At 72.4% G+C, this 16,418-nt stretch carries 18 protein-coding genes; 6 read left to right on the plus strand and 12 right to left on the minus strand.

The genetic code is table 11. The features are described 5' to 3' along the window. The first annotated feature begins 3 nt into the window (after positions 1-3). The gene (locus FLL47_RS26780; RefSeq protein WP_246158683.1) at positions 4-1,398 is read left to right on the plus strand and encodes an FAD-binding oxidoreductase; all 1,395 of its coding nucleotides are present in this window, start codon (positions 4-6) and stop codon (positions 1,396-1,398) included. A 25-nt stretch (positions 1,399-1,423) separates the two neighbouring features. Here FLL47_RS26780 and FLL47_RS26785 read toward each other — a convergent pair whose 3' ends face one another. Further along, entirely contained in the window at positions 1,424-2,380 is a 957-nt protein-coding gene (locus FLL47_RS26785) for a GlxA family transcriptional regulator (RefSeq protein ID WP_144123492.1), read from the minus strand. Positions 2,381-2,556: 176 nt separating this feature from the next. Here FLL47_RS26785 and FLL47_RS26790 point away from each other — a divergent pair, with 176 nt between their 5' ends. Continuing rightward, on the plus strand, positions 2,557-3,213 hold the full coding sequence (locus FLL47_RS26790; RefSeq protein ID WP_144123494.1) for a DJ-1/PfpI family protein: 657 nt from the start codon (positions 2,557-2,559) through the stop codon (positions 3,211-3,213). Further along, positions 3,210-3,542: a hypothetical protein gene (locus FLL47_RS26795; protein WP_246158686.1), complete on the plus strand. Its 333-nt coding sequence runs from the start codon at positions 3,210-3,212 to the stop codon at positions 3,540-3,542. The genes FLL47_RS26790 and FLL47_RS26795 overlap by 4 nt, the downstream gene beginning before the upstream one ends. On the opposite strand, the gene FLL47_RS26800 is transcribed toward FLL47_RS26795, so the two are convergent. The 4 genes from FLL47_RS26800 to FLL47_RS26815 all read right to left on the minus strand — a co-directional run bounded on the left by FLL47_RS26800 (position 3,539) and on the right by FLL47_RS26815 (position 6,634). Further along, on the minus strand, positions 3,539-4,597 hold the full coding sequence (locus FLL47_RS26800) for a beta-ketoacyl-ACP synthase III (RefSeq protein WP_144123496.1): 1,059 nt from the start codon (positions 4,595-4,597) through the stop codon (positions 3,539-3,541). The two genes, FLL47_RS26795 and FLL47_RS26800, sit on opposite strands and share 4 nt — an antisense overlap. Before the next feature lie 149 nt (positions 4,598-4,746). Next, the gene (locus FLL47_RS26805) at positions 4,747-5,541 is read right to left on the minus strand and encodes a DUF6000 family protein (protein ID WP_144123498.1); all 795 of its coding nucleotides are present in this window, start codon (positions 5,539-5,541) and stop codon (positions 4,747-4,749) included. 67 nt (positions 5,542-5,608) lie between these two features. After that, complete coding sequence (locus FLL47_RS26810) at positions 5,609-5,806, minus strand: hypothetical protein (protein WP_144123500.1); 198 nt, start codon at positions 5,804-5,806, stop codon at positions 5,609-5,611. A 234-nt stretch (positions 5,807-6,040) separates the two neighbouring features. Beyond that, positions 6,041-6,634: a hypothetical protein gene (locus FLL47_RS26815; RefSeq protein WP_144123502.1), complete on the minus strand. Its 594-nt coding sequence runs from the start codon at positions 6,632-6,634 to the stop codon at positions 6,041-6,043. A gap of 185 nt (positions 6,635-6,819) precedes the next feature. On the opposite strand from FLL47_RS26815, the gene FLL47_RS26820 reads away from it, so the two are divergent. After that, complete coding sequence (locus FLL47_RS26820) at positions 6,820-8,082, plus strand: CehA/McbA family metallohydrolase (protein WP_186315930.1); 1,263 nt, start codon at positions 6,820-6,822, stop codon at positions 8,080-8,082. A 23-nt stretch (positions 8,083-8,105) separates the two neighbouring features. Here FLL47_RS26820 and FLL47_RS26825 read toward each other — a convergent pair whose 3' ends face one another. Next, positions 8,106-8,678 (minus strand): hypothetical protein, encoded by a 573-nt coding sequence (locus FLL47_RS26825; protein WP_144123504.1) that lies wholly within the window; start codon positions 8,676-8,678, stop codon positions 8,106-8,108. Between the two features lie 180 nt (positions 8,679-8,858). On the opposite strand from FLL47_RS26825, the gene FLL47_RS26830 reads away from it, so the two are divergent. Continuing rightward, complete coding sequence (locus FLL47_RS26830; protein WP_144123506.1) at positions 8,859-9,833, plus strand: hypothetical protein; 975 nt, start codon at positions 8,859-8,861, stop codon at positions 9,831-9,833. 49 nt (positions 9,834-9,882) lie between these two features. Here FLL47_RS26830 and FLL47_RS26835 read toward each other — a convergent pair whose 3' ends face one another. Together FLL47_RS26835 and FLL47_RS26840 are read right to left on the minus strand one after the other, a co-directional pair. Continuing rightward, positions 9,883-10,164, minus strand: a complete 282-nt coding sequence (locus tag FLL47_RS26835; RefSeq protein ID WP_144123508.1) for a hypothetical protein — start codon at positions 10,162-10,164, stop codon at positions 9,883-9,885. 64 nt (positions 10,165-10,228) lie between these two features. Next, positions 10,229-11,521: an FAD-dependent oxidoreductase gene (locus FLL47_RS26840; protein WP_144123510.1), complete on the minus strand. Its 1,293-nt coding sequence runs from the start codon at positions 11,519-11,521 to the stop codon at positions 10,229-10,231. A 98-nt stretch (positions 11,522-11,619) separates the two neighbouring features. On the opposite strand from FLL47_RS26840, the gene FLL47_RS26845 reads away from it, so the two are divergent. Beyond that, a complete protein-coding gene (locus FLL47_RS26845) occupies positions 11,620-12,225 on the plus strand; it encodes a TetR/AcrR family transcriptional regulator (RefSeq protein ID WP_144123512.1) in 606 nt (201 codons plus the stop codon). A gap of 87 nt (positions 12,226-12,312) precedes the next feature. On the opposite strand, the gene FLL47_RS26850 is transcribed toward FLL47_RS26845, so the two are convergent. From FLL47_RS26850 to FLL47_RS26865, 4 genes are all read right to left on the minus strand, one after another. Next, a complete protein-coding gene (locus tag FLL47_RS26850; protein ID WP_144123514.1) occupies positions 12,313-13,404 on the minus strand; it encodes an ABC transporter permease in 1,092 nt (363 codons plus the stop codon). Further along, positions 13,401-14,294 carry an ABC transporter ATP-binding protein gene (locus tag FLL47_RS26855; protein WP_144123516.1) on the minus strand — a complete coding sequence of 298 codons (894 nt, stop codon included), beginning with the start codon at positions 14,292-14,294 and terminating at the stop codon, positions 13,401-13,403. Before FLL47_RS26855 ends, FLL47_RS26850 begins: the two co-directional genes overlap by 4 nt. 80 nt (positions 14,295-14,374) lie before the next feature. Further along, a complete protein-coding gene (locus tag FLL47_RS26860) occupies positions 14,375-15,001 on the minus strand; it encodes a response regulator (RefSeq protein ID WP_246158728.1) in 627 nt (208 codons plus the stop codon). 104 nt (positions 15,002-15,105) lie between these two features. After that, positions 15,106-16,407, minus strand: a complete 1,302-nt coding sequence (locus tag FLL47_RS26865; protein ID WP_144123520.1) for a sensor histidine kinase — start codon at positions 16,405-16,407, stop codon at positions 15,106-15,108. Between the last annotated feature and the right edge of the window lie 11 nt (positions 16,408-16,418).

Raw genomic sequence — 16,418 nt, forward strand, 5'->3', positions numbered from 1 at the left:
CTCGTGAGCACCGTGGAACCACCTCCGCTGGCGCACGTCGCCGAGCGGGCGAGCCGCCGGGCCCCCGGCCCGGCGGCTCTCGCCGCATTCCTCGACGCACTCGCCGCCGCCCTGCCGGACGACCGCGTCACCACCGGAGAGTCGGCGCGCCTGGCCGCATCCCGCGACGGGGCCTACCTGTCGCCGCTGCTGTCAGCCGTACTGCCCGAGCGGCTCGCCGACGTCGTGGTGCGGCCGGACGGCACCGGGCAACTGCAGGCCGCTGTACGCCTGGCACACGCGCACGGGGTGCCCGTGGTGCCCCGGGGCCGCGGCACCGGCAACTACGGCCAGGCCGTGCCGCTGGCCGGCGGTGTGGTCATCGACCTCAGCGACGCCGACCGCATCCTCGAGGTGGGCAACGGCTGGATACACGCGCAGGCCGGGGCCACCTTCGTCGCGCTGGAGGCCGCGGCCCGGCGCACCGGCCAGGAGATCGCGATGATGCCGACCACCGTCGGCAGCACCATCGGCGGCTTCCTCGGCGGCGGCGCGGGCGGGCTCGGCTCGATCGAGCACGGCTGGCTCTGGGACGGCTTCGTGCAGGCCCTGGAGGTGGTGGGCTGCCCGCCACAGGACGAACCCCGCCGCGTGTACGGCGCACAGTGCCTGCCGTACCTGCACGCCTACGGCGTCACCGGGATCATCGCCACGGCCACCGTGAAACTCGCCCCGGCCAGGGACTGGACCGCGGTACTCGCCTCGTTCCCCGGCCACGCGGGCGCGGATGCGACCCGGGCCGGGCTGGCCCTGCTCCGCCTCGATCCGGCACCACGGCTGGTATCAGTGGACGAGCCTGCGCTGGTCGCCACCTACCCCGCCGACCCGGCGCTGCCCGAGGGCAGGCACAGCCTGCGGGCCGTGGTGGACACCGGAGTCGTGAACGCCGTCGCCGAGATCGTCGCCGCGCACGGCGGCCGCGTCGACAAGGTCGACGCCGGTGCGGTCGGTTACGTGTCGACGCTGTCGTTCAACCACGTCACGCTGCGGGCCAAGAAGGCCCGGCCGGAGCTGTGCCATCTGCAGGTCGGCGGCGCGCCGCTGGTCACCGACCCGGACGCGGTCCGCGCGGCCCTGCCGGGCTCGATGCTGCACCTTGACGGCATGCGCCCCTACCTCGACCCGGCCGACCCGGTGCGCGGACGGGGCTTCGGCGGCCTGCTGCTGGCCCCGTTCCACGACGCGGCGACGCTGTACGCCGGGGTCGAGCGGCTGCGCGCGCTCGGTGTGCACGTCGTCGACCCGCACACCTGGCTGCTGGACGGCCCGGCCCTGCCCGGCATCCGCGCCGCGGCGGCCGCCAACGACCCGCAGGGGCTGCTCAACCCCGGCAAGCTTCCGGAAGAACCGGACGCCTGAGCCCGGACCGGAGCACCTCGCATGATCATGACGGAGCGGACTCCCGATGCCGGAAGGTGGTGCGGTAGTGCTGCGGGCTGGTGCCGACGATGCGCTTGAACCTGTCGCGGAACGCGGTGGGCGAGCCGAAGCCGACCTGAGCCCCGATCCGGTCGACGGGTTGGCTGGTGGCTTCGAGCAGGTGCTGGGCGCGGCGGATGCGGGCCCGCAGCAGCCACTGCAGCGGGGTGGTTCCGGTCTGCTCGCGGAAGCGCCGGTTGAGCGACCGGGTGCTCATCCCGGCTCGGGCGGCGATGTCGTCGAGGCTGAGGTCGGCGGCGCAGTTGTCCTCCATCCAGGTGAGGACCGGTTCGAACCGGGAGCCGCGCGGCGTGGGCGGCTGATCGTGAACGACGAACTGGGCCTGGCCGCCTTCGCGTTCCAGCGGCATGACCGACAGCCGCGCCGCGTCGGCGGCCACCGCGGAGCCGTGGTCGCGGCGGATCAGGTGCAGGCACAGGTCCAGGCCGGCGGCCGCGCCGGCTGAGGTCAGCAACTGCCCGTTGTCGACGTAGAGCACGTCCGGGTCGACGTCGATCTCCGGGTGGCGTCGGGCCAGCAGCCCGGCGGCGATCCAGTGGGTGGTGGCGCGCTGCCCGTCGAGCAGCCCGGTCGCGGCGAGAATGAACGCGCCCGAGCAGATCGAGGCGATGCGGGTGCCACGGGCGGCTGCCGCACGCAGGGCGTCGAGAACCTCTTCGGGTACGCGTTCGAGGTCGGCGCTGCCCGGCAGGACGATCGTGTCCGCAGTGGTGAGGGCGTCCAGGCCCCACGGCGGCTGCAGGGTGAACGCGCCCGCGTCGACGGTGGGTGTCGCGCCGCAGACCCGGACACGGTACGGGACGCGGCCGTCGGGCAGGCGGGTGCGGGAGAACACCTCGATGGGTGTGGCCAGGTCGAACGGGATGACCTGGTCGAGGGCGAGCACCGCCACGATGTGCATGGCCAGAACTATAGAAGGCACCGGGTTTCAGCCAGCGCCGTGCAGTGGAGCTTCATGGCAGCGCAGCGTCCGAAACCGGTTGGCGAGAACCCGTTGCATGATGGCAATCCAGCCACTTCTGCCGGCCCTGCCCGCTGGTTAGCGTCGAGGAACCACCAAGGAGGTCTGGTTCCCCGATGCTCGCTCAGTTCGTGTTGTTCGACGGATTCGATTCGCTCGACGTCATCGCCCCCTACGAGGTCCTCGCTGCCGCCGGGGCGGTCACCGACCGCGCCATCGACGTCGAACTCGTCAGTGCCGAAGGCCCGCGTACGGTGCCCAGTGGGCTGGGCCTGCTGACGCTGCAGGCCACCACCCGGCTCGACCCGCAACGCGCGGACCTGATCGTCGTACCGGGCGCGGCCGGGCTTCTGCCCGGCGACGGTGAGCCCGCCGACGACAGCATCCCGGTGATCCTCGGCCGCACCCTCGAGACCGGCCTGCCCACTCTGCTCGCTCAGGCGCTCGACCGTGACGGCGTCACGGTGGCCACCGTGTGCGGCGGGTCGATGATCCTCGCGATGGCCGGACTGCTGGAGAACCGGCCCGCCACGACCCACCACCTGGGTATGGACCTGCTCGGCGCGACCGGCGCCGTGCCCGTCGACGCCCGTGTCGTCGACGACGGCGACCTGGTCACCGCCGCCGGCGTGACCTCCGGCCTGGACCTGGGACTGTATCTGCTCGACCGGGAACTCGGCCCGGAGACGGCGCTGGCCGTGGAACGGCTGTTCGCCTACGAGCGGCGCGGCACCGTCTGGCGCAGGCCCGCCACCGTGCAGGCGGCGGCGTGAACGTGCAGCATCCGCCGGTCGAAGGCACGTGGGAGCTCTCCATCCTGACGCCACTCGGCCGCCAGCACACCGTCCTCACCCTCACCCTGCGCGACGATCAGCTGACCGGCACGATGCGCGACGTCCGCCACGGCGAGCAGGTCGAACTCACCGGACTCGAGCAGCACGGCGCTCGGCTCACGTGGGCCCAGTCGATCACCCGGCCGATGCGGCTGAACCTCACCTTCGACGTCACCGTCGACGGGGCGGCGATGACCGGACAGGCGAAAGCCGGCATGCTGCCGGCTTCGCGGGTCACCGGGCACCGCACCACCCCGGCGGGCCACTAGGGCAGCGTCACCACCTGTGCGGCGTACGAGAGCCCGGCGCCGAAGCCGATGAGCAGCGCCGTTCCCCCTCGGGGGGCCTGGCCGTCGCGCCGCATCCGCTCCATCGCCAGCGGGATCGACGCGGCCGAGGTGTTGCCCGCCTCGGCGATGTCCCGGGCCACCGGCACGTCGGCGGGGAGCTTCAACGCTCTGGTCATCGTGTCGATGATCCGCATGTTCGCCTGGTGCGGAATAAAGGCGTCGAGTTCGTCGACGGTGATGCCGGCGGCCTGCAGCGCGCGCTGCGCCACGGGTGCCATCTCGTAGGAGGCCCACCGGAACACCTGCTGACCGGACATCTGCCAGAAGGGTCGGGGCCCGCTGGGGTCGTCGGCGAACGACTTCCAGTCGCGGGTCTGGCTGATCACGCGGGACAGTCCGCCGTCCGCGCCCCACACGACCGGGCCGATGCCCGGCTGCTGTGCCGGGCCGATCACCACGGCGCCCGCGCCGTCCCCGGGGATGAACGCCGTCGCCCGGTCGTGCTGGTCGATGAGATCGGTCAGCCGCTCCGCGCCGATGACCAGCACGTAGCGGGCGCTGCCGCCATGGATCATGTCCTTGCCGAGCGCCACCCCGTGACAGAATCCGGCGCACCCGGCCGAGATGTCGAAAGCCGCAGCGTTGACCGCGCCGAGCTGGTGGGCGATCTGGGGGGCGAGCGCAGGCGTCTGCTCGAGGTGCGACACCGTCGCCAGGATCACGCAGCCGACGTCAGCCGCAGCGATTCCGGCCTCGGCCAGCGCCGCGGACGCCGCCTGGACGGACATGGCCGCCAGCGTCTCATCGGGTCCGGCCCAGCGGCGCTCGATGATCCCGGACCTCGTCCTGATCCACTCGTCGGTCGAGTCGATCCAGGTGCAGAGTTCCTCGTTCGTGATGACGCGGCGCGGGCGGTACACCCCGAGGCCGAGGATCCGAGCATGTGGCGCGTGGTCCGGGCCCGCGATCTCGCGGCCGGCCGGCACCGGCGTCCGCCCGCTCTGAACGGTGGACGGCGGCGTCTGTGCTGGCATCGTCTGCGACTCCTGGCTCGTGATGGGGTTCCCCCGATGACGCGGAGGGTGATTATCGCCGTGGCCGGCGGGTGGTACGGGGTGTGGTGACGACAGTGTTATCCAGGCGTGACCTAGGAGACACCGACAATACGTTACCGAAAGTATCGTTATCTACCGCGGACATGGCAAGACCCGAACGCCGCCGGACAGCCCGCGCTGCGGCGATCCCGACCAAGGCCGGGCGCACCTATGGGTTTGTCGTCGCCACGCCCGGCTTTCGGCGCGGTCTCCTCGACCAGCGCGGACACCCTGGCGATCCGGTCACCGAACCCGTTCGGATCGTCGGCGGCGAGCCCGGGCCGCCACCACGGCCCGGCCGGATCGAGGATCCGTGCCGCGTGGTTCGTGCCCAGCAGGGTGTCGAGATGTACCAGCGAGTCCAGCACGTAGCCCTGGCCGTAGGCCAGTCCCGTCGGCAGGTGGCGCTCCAGGAACGCGACGAGGATCGCGGCGTCGCGCGGTTCGGCGAACCGGGTCAGCGCGAACGCGTAGCCCTCGCCCGCGTATGCGAGCTCGCTCGCCAGCAACAGTTCCCTGAGTGCCTCCCGGAACCGGGTGCGCCGGTCGAGGCCGATGAGCCACGCGGCGGCAATGCGTGGACGCCAGTCCACCAGCCGCAGCATCGCGGCGAGTTCGTCGTCGCCGATCCGGCGGGCGTCCGCCCAGAGCCCTCGCATCAGTTCCGCACCCTGCTCGGCAGGCAGGTTGTCCACGAAGCTCCCGCCGCCGCGCAGCTTGAGATACCGGCGATCGGCGTCACGAGGACCCATGACGTAGCGCCGGAACGGTGCGTGCGCCGCCGCCGCCGCGGCGCTCGCCTCCCTCGTCACCGGTGAGCGCGCCGACGCCCGGTCGGCGCCGATCGGGAGGTCGCCGGCGTGCCCGGGATCGGTCGGGGTCACCCGCGGCCGGTGCCGGGCAGCGCCACGGCACGCGTTCGCACCGCGGCACGGGAACGGCGGATCCGTCTCACAGCGCGCCGCTGGAGCTCGAGCCGCCGGTGTTCGAGCCGTACGGACCGTGCGGGGGGCGGGGTTCACGGTCGCCGAAGTACACGTCGCGGGTGGGATCGAGGTGACTGCGATGCCTGCTGCGCCTCGCGCCGACGATCACCATCGCCACGATCAGGAGCACCAGCACGCCCACTGCGATCATCAGCCATTCCATGGCGCGAACGGTAGATGATCAGCGCCAGCCCGCCAAGATCGGCGATCGTCAGGAAAGAAACGGCATCATCCCGATGCCGGCCTCGCCTGCCGGACCAGGCACGATCCCGGTGACGCGGGCCGCCCGCGCCGGTTCCGCACCGGTCGCGGGCAGCAGCCGTCGACCTCGGGCCCCCCAGCCTGGACGGCCGTCACGGCCCATCCCCGGCCAAGGCCTTCGGCGTGCCCGACGACGTCAGGGCGCGGGCGTGGGCAGGGTCGCGGGCGGCTCGCACACGCCGACCTCGGTCATCCCGTGGATGGAGGAGATCGGCACCAGCGTGCGCGCCTTCGCGGTGATCCGGTTGGCCGGCTGACCCGGATCGGGCAGCACGGTGACGTAGCCGTCGGGCTCCAGGGAGACCAGGCCGCAGATGATCCCGTGGTCGTAGGTGAGCTGGACCAGGTTCGCCGGAGCGGCGGCCGCGGGAGCCAGCCACCCGCCGAGCACGGCGAGCCCGACGAGGCCGAGGCCTGCGACGGCGAACCGCCGTGCGGTCGCCACGGCCCCGGCGGCGGGCCCGGCCGGCGGCGCGGCGGCCGCGGTGACGGCCAGCAGGACCGCGCGCACCAGCAGCGCGAACCCGGCGAGCAGCAGCGCCCCGGCGAGCACCTGCGCGATCCAGTGCAGGTCGGCAAGGTCTCCCGGCCCTCTGATGATGAGCGCGGCGGCGAGCAGTGCAGTCACCGCGGTCAGTCCGTTGCGCCAGACGGCGGCCTGCGCACGCACGGCGTCGGGGGACGGCACGGGGTCGGTGTCGCCTTCGGGAGCGGGTCGGTCTTCGGTCATGCCGGTTACCTCGGTTCGGTTCGGAGGGCGCGCCCTGGGCAAGGGCGCAGCGATGATCGTAGATCAATGGGCACGCTCCCATCCAGAGTGTCCAATCCTGAACGGACCCGTTTACACAGATGGAATTCGTTCTTCCGTCACCCGCGGGTACCCACGTGTTGCCGATGATCATTTCCACTGTCGCCATGACTCACCACCACGGTCACGACGACGCCGGGCACCACCGCCACGGCGCCGACCACACCCACCCCGAGCTGGGCCGGCGCGCCGTGCTCGCGGGCGCCGGCGGGCTGCTGATGCTGGCCGCCGCGCCCGGCTCCGCGTACGCGAACACCACCCCGATCGCCGCCGGTTCACCCGCCCGGATCACCCCGAAGTCCGGTGCCGCGCGCGCCTCGCAGCTGACCCAGGGCACCCTGCTGGTCCACGCGGACCTGCACAACCACACGCTGATGTCGGACGGCGACGGCAACCCGGACCTGGCCTTCCAGTCCATGCGCGACGCCGGCCTGGACGTGGCGGCGCTGACCGACCACGCCACGCTGTTCAGCATCAGCGGCCTGTCGAAGTCCGAGTGGGACCGCACCGGAGTGCTGGCCGGGGCGGCCGACGACCCGGGCAACTACACCGCGATCCGCGGCTTCGAGTGGTCGCACCCGACCCTGGGCCACGTCAACGTGTGGGGCACCGCGAACTTCACCGACCTGCTGGCCTCGGGCAGCATGAGCAAGCTCTACAACTGGATCAACGGCGTGGACGGGGTGGGCAGCTTCAACCACCCGGGCCGCGAGGTCCAGCGCTTCAACAACTTCAGCCTCTCCTCGGCCGCCGTGGACAACATGGTCGCGCTGGAGATGTTCAACCGCGGCGACGACTACCTGTTCGACGGCTGGGCCGACCACGGCAGCTCGCCGCTGACCGCGTGCCTCAACGCGGGCTGGCGCACCGGTCTCACCGGTGTGTCCGACGAGCACGGCACGAACTGGGGCTTTCCTGAGGGCAAGGGCCGCACCGGCCTGTGGGTCGCGGCGAACACCCGGGCCGGCGTGTTCGAGGCGATGCGGGCCCGGCGCTTCTTCGCCACCCGCGTCTCGGGCCTGCGCCTGGACGCGACCGCGAACGGCGTACAGATGGGCGGGGTGCTGCCGATCGCGAGCGGCGACGTGGCCTTCTCCGTCGACCTGGACCGCGGCCCGGACTGGGCGGGCAAGCCGCTGTGCATCCAGGTACTGCGTCCCGGCACGACCGCGCCGACGGTCGTCGACGTGATCGACATCGAGGCGGGCGGCGTCTACACCTTCACCGTGCCGATCGACGTCGCCGACGGCAACTGGGTGGTGCTCCGCGTCTCCGACCCGGCCCAGGCCAACCCGAGCCCCGGCCCGGCCGGGCACCCCTGCAACGACTGGGGTGTGGCCTACTCCAGCCCGTGGTGGCTGCAGCCGTAGCCGGCCCGCGCCTGCACGCCGGGTCAGATGATGCCGGCGTGCAGGTACACCTCGGCGAACTCGCCGGATGCGTACAGTGCGACGTCCACGTCGACGAGCACCTCCCCGGACAGGGGCTGGTGGTGGATCGAGCGGTACCGCCGGTCGCGATCCTGAGGCCAGCCGAAGCCCGCGGTCGTCTTCGCGTCGAACGGCAGGCCGGCCGACTCTCTGCGCTCACCGGTCAGGAACATGCCGTTGAGCACGAGGAACTGGTTCATGCAATGCCGGTCGCCGGTGAAGTGCAGGTAGAACGAGTCCGCCTCCCACTGGGCATACCGGTAGTAGCGCACGCTGCCCGCGGCGCAGTCGGGCAGCCCCAGGTGGTAGCGGTGTAGCGTGCCCGGGAGGTCCTGGCTCTGGCTGCCGGGATAGGCGCGCCGGTCCTGCGGCGTGTGGTCGCGCGACAGCGCGTACCAGAGCACCAGCAGGACGATCACGAACAACGCCAGGACGGAGGACGACCAACGGCGTCGTCCGCTCGGCCGCCTGTGGCGTGCACGGTCGCCGCCGGCCTGCGCCGCCTGCTCAGCGGACTCCACGTCGAGCACGTCCATCGGCCCCCCCAAACCCGATCTTGCTGGGCTGACCTTATCGTGCGGCCACCGCCGCAGCCGCGACTTGACTCGTGCCATGCCGGAGGCGACCACCCGCCGCGCGCCGGCCCCGTCCGGAGGGCAGCAGCGCCGACGGGCACGTGCCACACTGGGCCACCATCTCGCGATCATGGAGTGCGCGTGTCCACGACCGACCCCTACCACAATCCCGGCGCCGTCCCGAGCGGCGGCTTCCTGCCCCCGGACGACGCCTTCCCCCAGGAGCTGCCCACCGGGCCCGAGGTCCTGGTCAACATCCCCGGCGAGGGCCTGACCGGGTGGGCGCGCAAGACGGTGGGGGTGCTCCGGCGCGGCTGGCAGCAGCAGCTCGCCCTGTTCGCGATCACACACGCCGTGCCGAGCTTCTTCCTGTACACACTCGCGGTCGTCGGTCTGCTCGCCCTGTGGCGCAGCGATGCCGCGCAGGCCGCGCTCATCGACGACGGGGTGGCCGAGGCGATGGGCACGCTGGTCGTGCTGGTGGTCGCCGGCATGCTGTTGGTGGCGCTGCCGTTCCGGCTGCTGGGGTACGCCGCGGCGACCTGGTCGGCGGTGCGTCGGGCGGCCGGGCTGCCCGCGCCGATCGGGCGCGCCCTGCGGTACGGCCTGCGCCGCCTGCCCGCCCTGCTCGCCTGGAGCCTGGTCGCCTACCTGCTGGCCGCCGCGGTCGTCGTCGGAGTGTTCCTCTGCTTCGCCGGCGCCTTCTCCTTCGCCGGATTCGGGCCCACCGTGATCGCGCTCGGCTACCTGATGATGATCGTGGGAATGGTCGGCCCGGCCGTCCTGTTCGAACGCCGCAAGCCCCTGCAGCGCGCATTCGACACGGTCAACAACGCCTTCTGGGCGAACGCCGTACGGCTCGCGGTGCCCGGGGTGGTCCTGTTCCTGGCCTACCGCTACAACCAGGTGATCGACGGCGCGGGTGCGATGATCGGGTTCGGCGGCACACTCGACGCGCAGGTCGGTTTCGCCGTCGCCGCGGTGACGGCGTCGGCCGCCTTCGAAGTGCCGGTCGCGCTGCTGCTGTTCCCCACCGTACTGGTGACCTACCTCGAACAACGCGCGGTCGCAGCCCCGAACCTGCGCACCCCGCACCTGCTGGCCGAGCTGGACTGACGGGCCGGCCTACCAGGCGGTGCGGACGCACCACGACGACGCGCCGGCATCAGCGCTGCAGGCGATGCCGAGACAGCACGACGGCGAGCCAGGCCGCGCGCACCTGGCGGAACGCCTCGACCTGAGCGGACCCGCCCGGATACGCGCCCGCGGCGCGCAGCCTGCCCGCGGCCAGTTGCAGGTCGCGCACCGCGGCGAGGTAGGAGCGGCCCGCCCGCGAGTGCGAGACCGCCGGCTGCCGGGCTCGCAGCCAGGTCACGCGCACGTACGTCCTGCCCTCGGTCCTCATCACGAGCCTGATCGACACGCCCTCACGCTCCCGCACGATCATGTAACGAGTGAACGTGTCAAAACCGCACATTTGCCGCAGGAACCCGACTCTCCCGGTCATGGGATCAGCCGCCGATCGACGCAGCCATCCGACGCCGCAACGCGGGCACGGCGGCGACCGCCCGCAGCACGCCCCGGAACGCGGCCCGGCCCATTCGCGAGGCCGATCCCGCCTGGCGGGTATTGCGGGCCGACTCGCGCACCGCGGCGAAACCGTAGTCGAGCATCTGCCGTTCGTAGTCCGCCAGCGCCGGGACCAACTGCTGCTCGCCCCGGCTGACCGCGGTGAGCTGCCTGCGCAACAGGTCGGCGTCGCGCAGCGCGGTGTTCGCGCCGACCCCGGCCATCGGCGTCATGCTGTGGATCGCGTCGCCGAGCAGGGTCACCACGCCGGTCGGCCACGGGCCGACGGGCACCGCGCTGCGCATGCGCACCACGTTGACGGTCGACGGGTCGCTGCCCTCGATCAGCTGCCGCAGGGCCGGGGACCAGCCGCGGGTGCGTTCGAGCACCAGCGCGGTGAGCTGCTGCCCGGCCAGGGCGTCGACGTCGGCGGGGAAACGGGCGGTGGCGTCGGCGTACGCCCAGAAGGTGTAGTCGGCGGTGTTGTCGAGCAGGAAGCCCGCGGGCATCGCCGGGTCGGCGGCCACGGCGCGCCGATCGTGCTTCCACACCGCGGTGAACAGGAAGCCCTCACCCGCCGGGATGACGATGTTGGTGTCGTCGGTGAGCGCGGCGGGCAGCGATGCGGCAAGAGGACCGTCCAGCCGGTGCTTGCCCGCGATCCCGGTCACGCCGGTGTCGACCCGACCGGCGGCGTGCGGCAGCAACTGGGCACGGACCCGCGAGTTCGCGCCGTCCGCCCCGATGAGAACGTCAGCGGCCGCAGTGGTCCCGTCGGCGAAGCATGCCATGACGCGACCGTCCGGCAGCAGCTCGTAGCGCTCGAAGTCCTGACCCAGGCGTACCACGTCGTCCATGCCCGAAAGGAGCACCTCGCGCAGGCTTAGTCGGCTGACGCCGTAGTGCCGCGCGGCCGGCTCGGCGGAGTCGGCGATCTCTTCGCCGCGCAGTCGCAGCAGATCTGCCAGCTGTTCCGTGGCGAAGCCCAGACCGCCGCCGGCGTCCGACACAGTGCCGAGGAACGCCTGCCAGGCGGCCGGATCCAGGCAGTCGTGCAGTGCCCGGCTGCCGTGCGGGTTGATGTGGATGCGGTATCCCTGCAGCCAGTCGGTGCGGGCGGTGGTGCGCTCGTGGACGGTGACGTCGACGCCGGCCCGGCGCAGCCCGTGCGCGAGGCACAGGCCGCCGATACCACCACCGATGATCATGACGGAGAGCTGTCGCGGAGAGGTCATGGGGTCAGTATCATCTGGCCGCCTACTTTTATCAACTATACGTTTGATTAACTCAATGCTGCAGGTGACAGAGTTCTCCGTGGGATAGGATGCGCCGCATGAGCCAGCCGCGCCGCTCGCCCCGCGCCGACGAGCGCAAACGCGACCCCGAGCGCACCCGGGAGCGCATCCTCGACGCCGCGCTGATCGAGTTCGGCGAGCACGGCTACGCCGGGGCGCGGATCAGCGCCATCGCCGCCCGCGCCGGAGTCAACCAGCAGCTGATCTCCTACTACTTCGACGGCAAGGAAGGGCTGTTCCGGGCGCTGACCGCGCGCTGGCAGGCGATGAGCGGCGGGTACACCCGGCCCGAGGCCTCGATCGGCGACGTGGTGGCCGGGTTCCTGCACGTCGGAGCGGAGCACAGGGCGTGGACACGGCTGCTGGCCTGGCAGGGGCTGACCGGTGGCGGCGAGGGCGACCCGGCGGACGACACCTACTTCACCGCGATGGTCGACGACGTCCGCCGCAGGCAGGCCGCCGGTGAGCTCGCCGCCGACCTCGATCCGGCGTATGTGCTGCTCACCTTGTTCGCCGCCGCGATGGCGCCGACCCTGCTGCCGCAGATCGCGCGGCGCATCACCGGCCGTGCCCCGGACTCCCCCGAGTTCCTCGACGAATACGCCGCCCAACTGCGCCGCCTGGTCGAGCACCTGGCCCGCTGACGCCCTGCGGGCACACGGACGACGGCCCCGGGCGCGGGTGCACCAGGGGCCGTCGTCGACGAGCGCGGCCTTCGGCCGCCCATGCTGCTAGGCGGACTCGGTCTCCAGGTCGGCGAGGCGGCGGGCCTCGCGGTCGCGCCAGGCGGCCGCCATCGAGGTGCGGCCGTTGCTGCGCAGCAGCGAACCCTCGTAGACCCGGGCCCCGGCGACCAGCACCGCCACGGTGGTCGCGGCGAGCAGCACCAGTGACAGCACCGGCTCCCAGCCCGCCGCATCACCCTGGAACAGCCGCGCCGGCATCGCGGTCGGGGCCGAGAACGGGACGTACGACAGCACCTTCAGCACGGCCGGGTCCCCGCTGAACATCGTCACGGCGAAGAACGGCAGCAGGACCAATATCTGCACCGGCATCGAGGCGCCGCTGAGGTCCTCCTGCCGGTTGACCAGCGCGCCCACCGCGGCCCACATCGCCGCCAGCATGACGAACCCGATGAGGAAGAACGGCAGGAACCAGCCGATCGCGGGCGCGAGCAGCGTCAGCAGCCCGCTGTCGCCGCCGGCGATCCGCATCCCGGCCAGCGCGACCACGGCGATCAGTGCGATCTGCCCGAACGCGAGCACGGTGCCGGCCAGCACCTTGCCCGCCAGCAGCACCCGCACCGGCACCGAGGCGACCAGGATCTCGACCACCCGGGTCTGCTTCTCCTCGGTGACGCTCTGCGCGATCTGCAGGCCGAACATGAGCGACACAGAGAAGAAGATCAGCCCGAAGAACATCGGCACCATGACCGCCAGCGTCTCGTCGACGGCGCTCGGGTCGAGCAGTTCGACAGCGGGCCGGGTGCTCAACGCGTTCACCAGGTCGTTGGGGGCGTCGGTCAGGGCGATGACGGTGCCGTCGCTCAGCAGGGCCGCGTCCACGTCGCCGTCGCGCACCTGGGCCCGCGCCGCGGCCTCGTCTGCGACGGTGCGCACGTCGAGACCCGCGGCGCCGAGCGCGGCCGGGGCCGTTCCGACCACCGCGACCGTGGATGCCCCGCCGCTCAGCAGCGCCGGAGCCACCGTCGCGGCGACCGCGAACAGCAGGAAGAACACGGTGCTGAACAGGAACGCCTTGTCGCGCAGCTTGACCCGGATCTCGCGGGCGGCCACGATGCGCACGGCTTCAAAGGTGTTCACTGGGCGACCTCTCGGAAGATCTCTGCGAGGGACGGGGTGACGGGGCCGAACGCGCGCACCGGGCCGCGGGCCAACGCCGCCTGGAGCACCTGCTGGTCGTCGGCGGACGGGTCGAGGTCGAAGACCGCGTGCGCCCCGTCGAGGTCGATCAGGTGCACGCCGGGGTGGTCGCGCAGCCAGCCGGCGTCACCGTCGACGGTGAGCCGGTAGCGGGGCAGCGCGTGCTCGGCGCGTAGCTGACCGCGGGCCCCCGCGGCCCGGATCTGCCCGGCCGCGATGACGACGAGGTCGTCGCAGAGCCGCTCCACGACGTCGAGCTGGTGGCTGGAGAACAGCACCGGCACGCCCCGATTCGTCCGGTCGCGCAGCACCTCGACGACGGTGTCCACGGCGAGCGGGTCGAGGCCGGAGAACGGCTCGTCGAGCACGAGGATGTCCGGGTCGTGGATCAGCGCTGCGGCGATCTGGGCGCGCTGCTGGTTGCCCAGCGACAGCTTCTCCAGCGGGTCACCGGCCCGCTCGCCCAGGCGGAGCCACTCGATCAGCTCCTCGGCGTTGCGGCGCACCGCGTCGTGGCCCAGGCCGTGCAGGCGGCCGAGATAGACCAGCTGGTCGCGTACGGTCATCTTCGGGTAGAGGCCGCGCTCCTCGGGCATGTAGCCGATCCGCCGGCGGATCTCGCGGGTCATCCGGGAGCCGGCCCAGGTCACCTCGCCGCTGTCGGGAGCGAGCACGCCCATGATGATGCGCATGGAGGTGGTCTTGCCGGCGCCGTTCGCGCCGACGAACCCGGTCATCCGCCCGGCGGTGACTTCGAAGGAGACGCCGTCGAGCACCTGCCGGTCCCCGAACCTGCGGCTCACCGCGTCGAGGCGAAGCACTTTCGTCATGCCCACAGACGCTAGGTGCGCGGCGACGCGCTGCCGTCCACCGGTGGATCGATCTTGTCTCCGTCGCACGGATGATGCGGTCAGCCGCCGGGGGTGACCACGCCGTGCTCGTACGCGAACACCACCGCCTGGGTGCGGTCACGCAGCCGCAGCTTGGCGAGCACCCGGCTGACGTGCGTCTTCACGGTCGCCTCGCCCAGGAACAGCCGGGTGGCGATCTCCGCGTTGGTCGCGCCGCCGGCCAGCAGCACCAGCACCTCGTACTCGCGCGGGGTCAGCTCCTTCAGCTCCTGCGCCGACGCCGCGGGCAGCGCGGCGGCGGGACGGGCGAATTTCGCGATGACCCGCCCCGTGATCTCCGGGGCGAGCAGCGCGTCGCCGCGCGCCAGCACCCGCACCGCCTCGATCAGCGCCTCCGGCGAACCGTTCTTCAGCAGGAAACCGCTGGCCCCGGCCTGCAGGGCGGCGAACAGGTAGTCGTCGCGGTCGAACGTGGTCAGGATCAGCACCGCCGGTCCGTCGCCCGCCGCGGTGATGCGGCGGGTCGCCTCCAGCCCGTCCACGCCGGGCATCTCGACGTCCATCAGCACCACGTCGGGCGCGGTCGACGCGGCCAGCGCAACGGCCTGCTCGCCGTCCGCCGCCTCGCCGACCACCTCGAGGTCGTCCTCCGTCTCGAGAATGACCCGGAAGCCGCTGCGCACCATCCGGTGATCGTCGGCCACCAGGATCCGGATCACGCCCGGCTCGCCCGCGCCCGCTGCCTCGTGATCGTCGGCCGCCCCGGTGTCCGGCCGCGCGCCGTGCCCGCTCATGCCGCCACCTCCGCCGCCTCGACCGGGCAGGTCGGCTGCGCGGCCAGCGGGAACCGGGCGCGTACCCGGAAGCCGCCCTGCGGGCGCGGGCCGGTCTCCAGGGTGCCGTCGTGGGCGGCGACCCGCTCACGCATGCCGATCAGTCCCAGGCCGGTGACCGGCCCGTCAACACGTCCGCCGCGCCCGTCGTCGGTCGACTCCACCTCCAGCTCCTGGGCCAGGTAGCGGATCCGCACGTCGATGGTGGCCGCGCCCGCGTGCTTGAGCGTGTTCGTCACCGACTCCTGCACGATCCGGTACGCCGCCTGCGACAGCGAGTCCGGCAGCGGCACCGGGGCGCCGAACACCCCGAAGCGCACGGTCAGCCCGGCGTCCCTGGCCCCGGCCAGCAGCGCCTCCACCCGGTCGATGCCCACGGTGGCCGGACCCTCGTCGGTGCCCGTGCCCCGGCGCAGCAGGCTGAGCATGCGGCGCAGCTCGTCCACCGCGGTGCGGGCGCTCTGCTCGATCGCCTCCAGCGCCGTACGTGCCCGCGCCGGGTCCTTGTCCATCACCCGGCGGCTCGCCGCCGCCTGCACACCCATCACCGACACGTGGTGGGCGACCACGTCGTGCAGCTCGCGGGCGATGCGCAGCCGCTCGACCATCACCGCCCGCTCCCCCGCCTCGTCCCGGGCCCGGCGCAGCTGTTCGGCCTGCACCTCAAGCTGATGATGGCGCCGTGCGGCCACCCAGGCCGTCTCGCCGAAGAAGTACGCGAACCCGAAAATGAGCGCGTTCACCAGCACCGCGTTGACGATCGCGGCGAGCAGCGGCGGCACCGGTCCGGTCGCCCCGTCGAACGCGTCCGGCGGCACCGCGTCGATCGACAGCCAGATCGACACCAGCAGCCAGCCGAACATCGCCGTGATGATGCCCAGGCGCACCTGCCGCGAGCGCCGGTGGTCGCCGGCCCACGCCCCGGCCGTGTAGAGCGCGCAGAACAGCGTGCCGGTCGCCAGCTGCATCTCCGGCGCGGCCCGGACCTGGGCGACGATGAACGCCGACGACACCACCACCGCGACGGTCAGCGGGAACCGGCGGCGCACCGCCAGCGGCACAGTGATCGCCAGCGACCAGGCCACCTGCTCCGGCCAGCTCGGCGGCGGCCCCAGATGGAACGCCCCCACGCTGGCGGTCAACGTCAGGTTGAGCAGCGCCACGGCCGTCACCACCAGCGCAATTAACACGTCGGCGCGCCGCTGCTCGACGGTCGGGTCGGGGCGTCGCCAGCCGTCGGAGCTCCCCAGGGTGGTCATCCCGCGACACT

Origin of the sequence: Catellatospora sichuanensis (assembly GCF_007483665.1) — a bacterium.
Lineage (GTDB): Bacteria > Actinomycetota > Actinomycetes > Mycobacteriales > Micromonosporaceae > Catellatospora > Catellatospora sichuanensis.

Bases quoted from the DNA above. Each gene is read 5' to 3' on its own strand.
- FLL47_RS26785 (WP_144123492.1), bottom strand. From the start codon at position 2,380: ATGCACATCGTGGCGGTGCTCGCCCTCGACCAGGTCATCCCGTTCGAC.
- FLL47_RS26790 (WP_144123494.1), top strand. From the start codon at position 2,557: ATGCTCGCTCAGTTCGTGTTGTTCGACGGATTCGATTCGCTCGACGTC.
- FLL47_RS26800 (WP_144123496.1), bottom strand. From the start codon at position 4,597: ATGCCAGCACAGACGCCGCCGTCCACCGTTCAGAGCGGGCGGACGCCG.
- FLL47_RS26810 (WP_144123500.1), bottom strand. From the start codon at position 5,806: ATGGAATGGCTGATGATCGCAGTGGGCGTGCTGGTGCTCCTGATCGTG.
- FLL47_RS26815 (WP_144123502.1), bottom strand. From the start codon at position 6,634: ATGACCGAAGACCGACCCGCTCCCGAAGGCGACACCGACCCCGTGCCG.
- FLL47_RS26820 (WP_186315930.1), top strand. From the start codon at position 6,820: ATGACTCACCACCACGGTCACGACGACGCCGGGCACCACCGCCACGGC.
- FLL47_RS26825 (WP_144123504.1), bottom strand. From the start codon at position 8,678: ATGGACGTGCTCGACGTGGAGTCCGCTGAGCAGGCGGCGCAGGCCGGC.
- FLL47_RS26835 (WP_144123508.1), bottom strand. From the start codon at position 10,164: ATGATCGTGCGGGAGCGTGAGGGCGTGTCGATCAGGCTCGTGATGAGG.
- FLL47_RS26840 (WP_144123510.1), bottom strand. From the start codon at position 11,521: ATGACCTCTCCGCGACAGCTCTCCGTCATGATCATCGGTGGTGGTATC.
- FLL47_RS26845 (WP_144123512.1), top strand. From the start codon at position 11,620: ATGAGCCAGCCGCGCCGCTCGCCCCGCGCCGACGAGCGCAAACGCGAC.
- FLL47_RS26855 (WP_144123516.1), bottom strand. From the start codon at position 14,294: ATGACGAAAGTGCTTCGCCTCGACGCGGTGAGCCGCAGGTTCGGGGAC.
- FLL47_RS26860 (WP_246158728.1), bottom strand. From the start codon at position 15,001: ATGGTGCGCAGCGGCTTCCGGGTCATTCTCGAGACGGAGGACGACCTC.
- FLL47_RS26865 (WP_144123520.1), bottom strand. From the start codon at position 16,407: ATGACCACCCTGGGGAGCTCCGACGGCTGGCGACGCCCCGACCCGACC.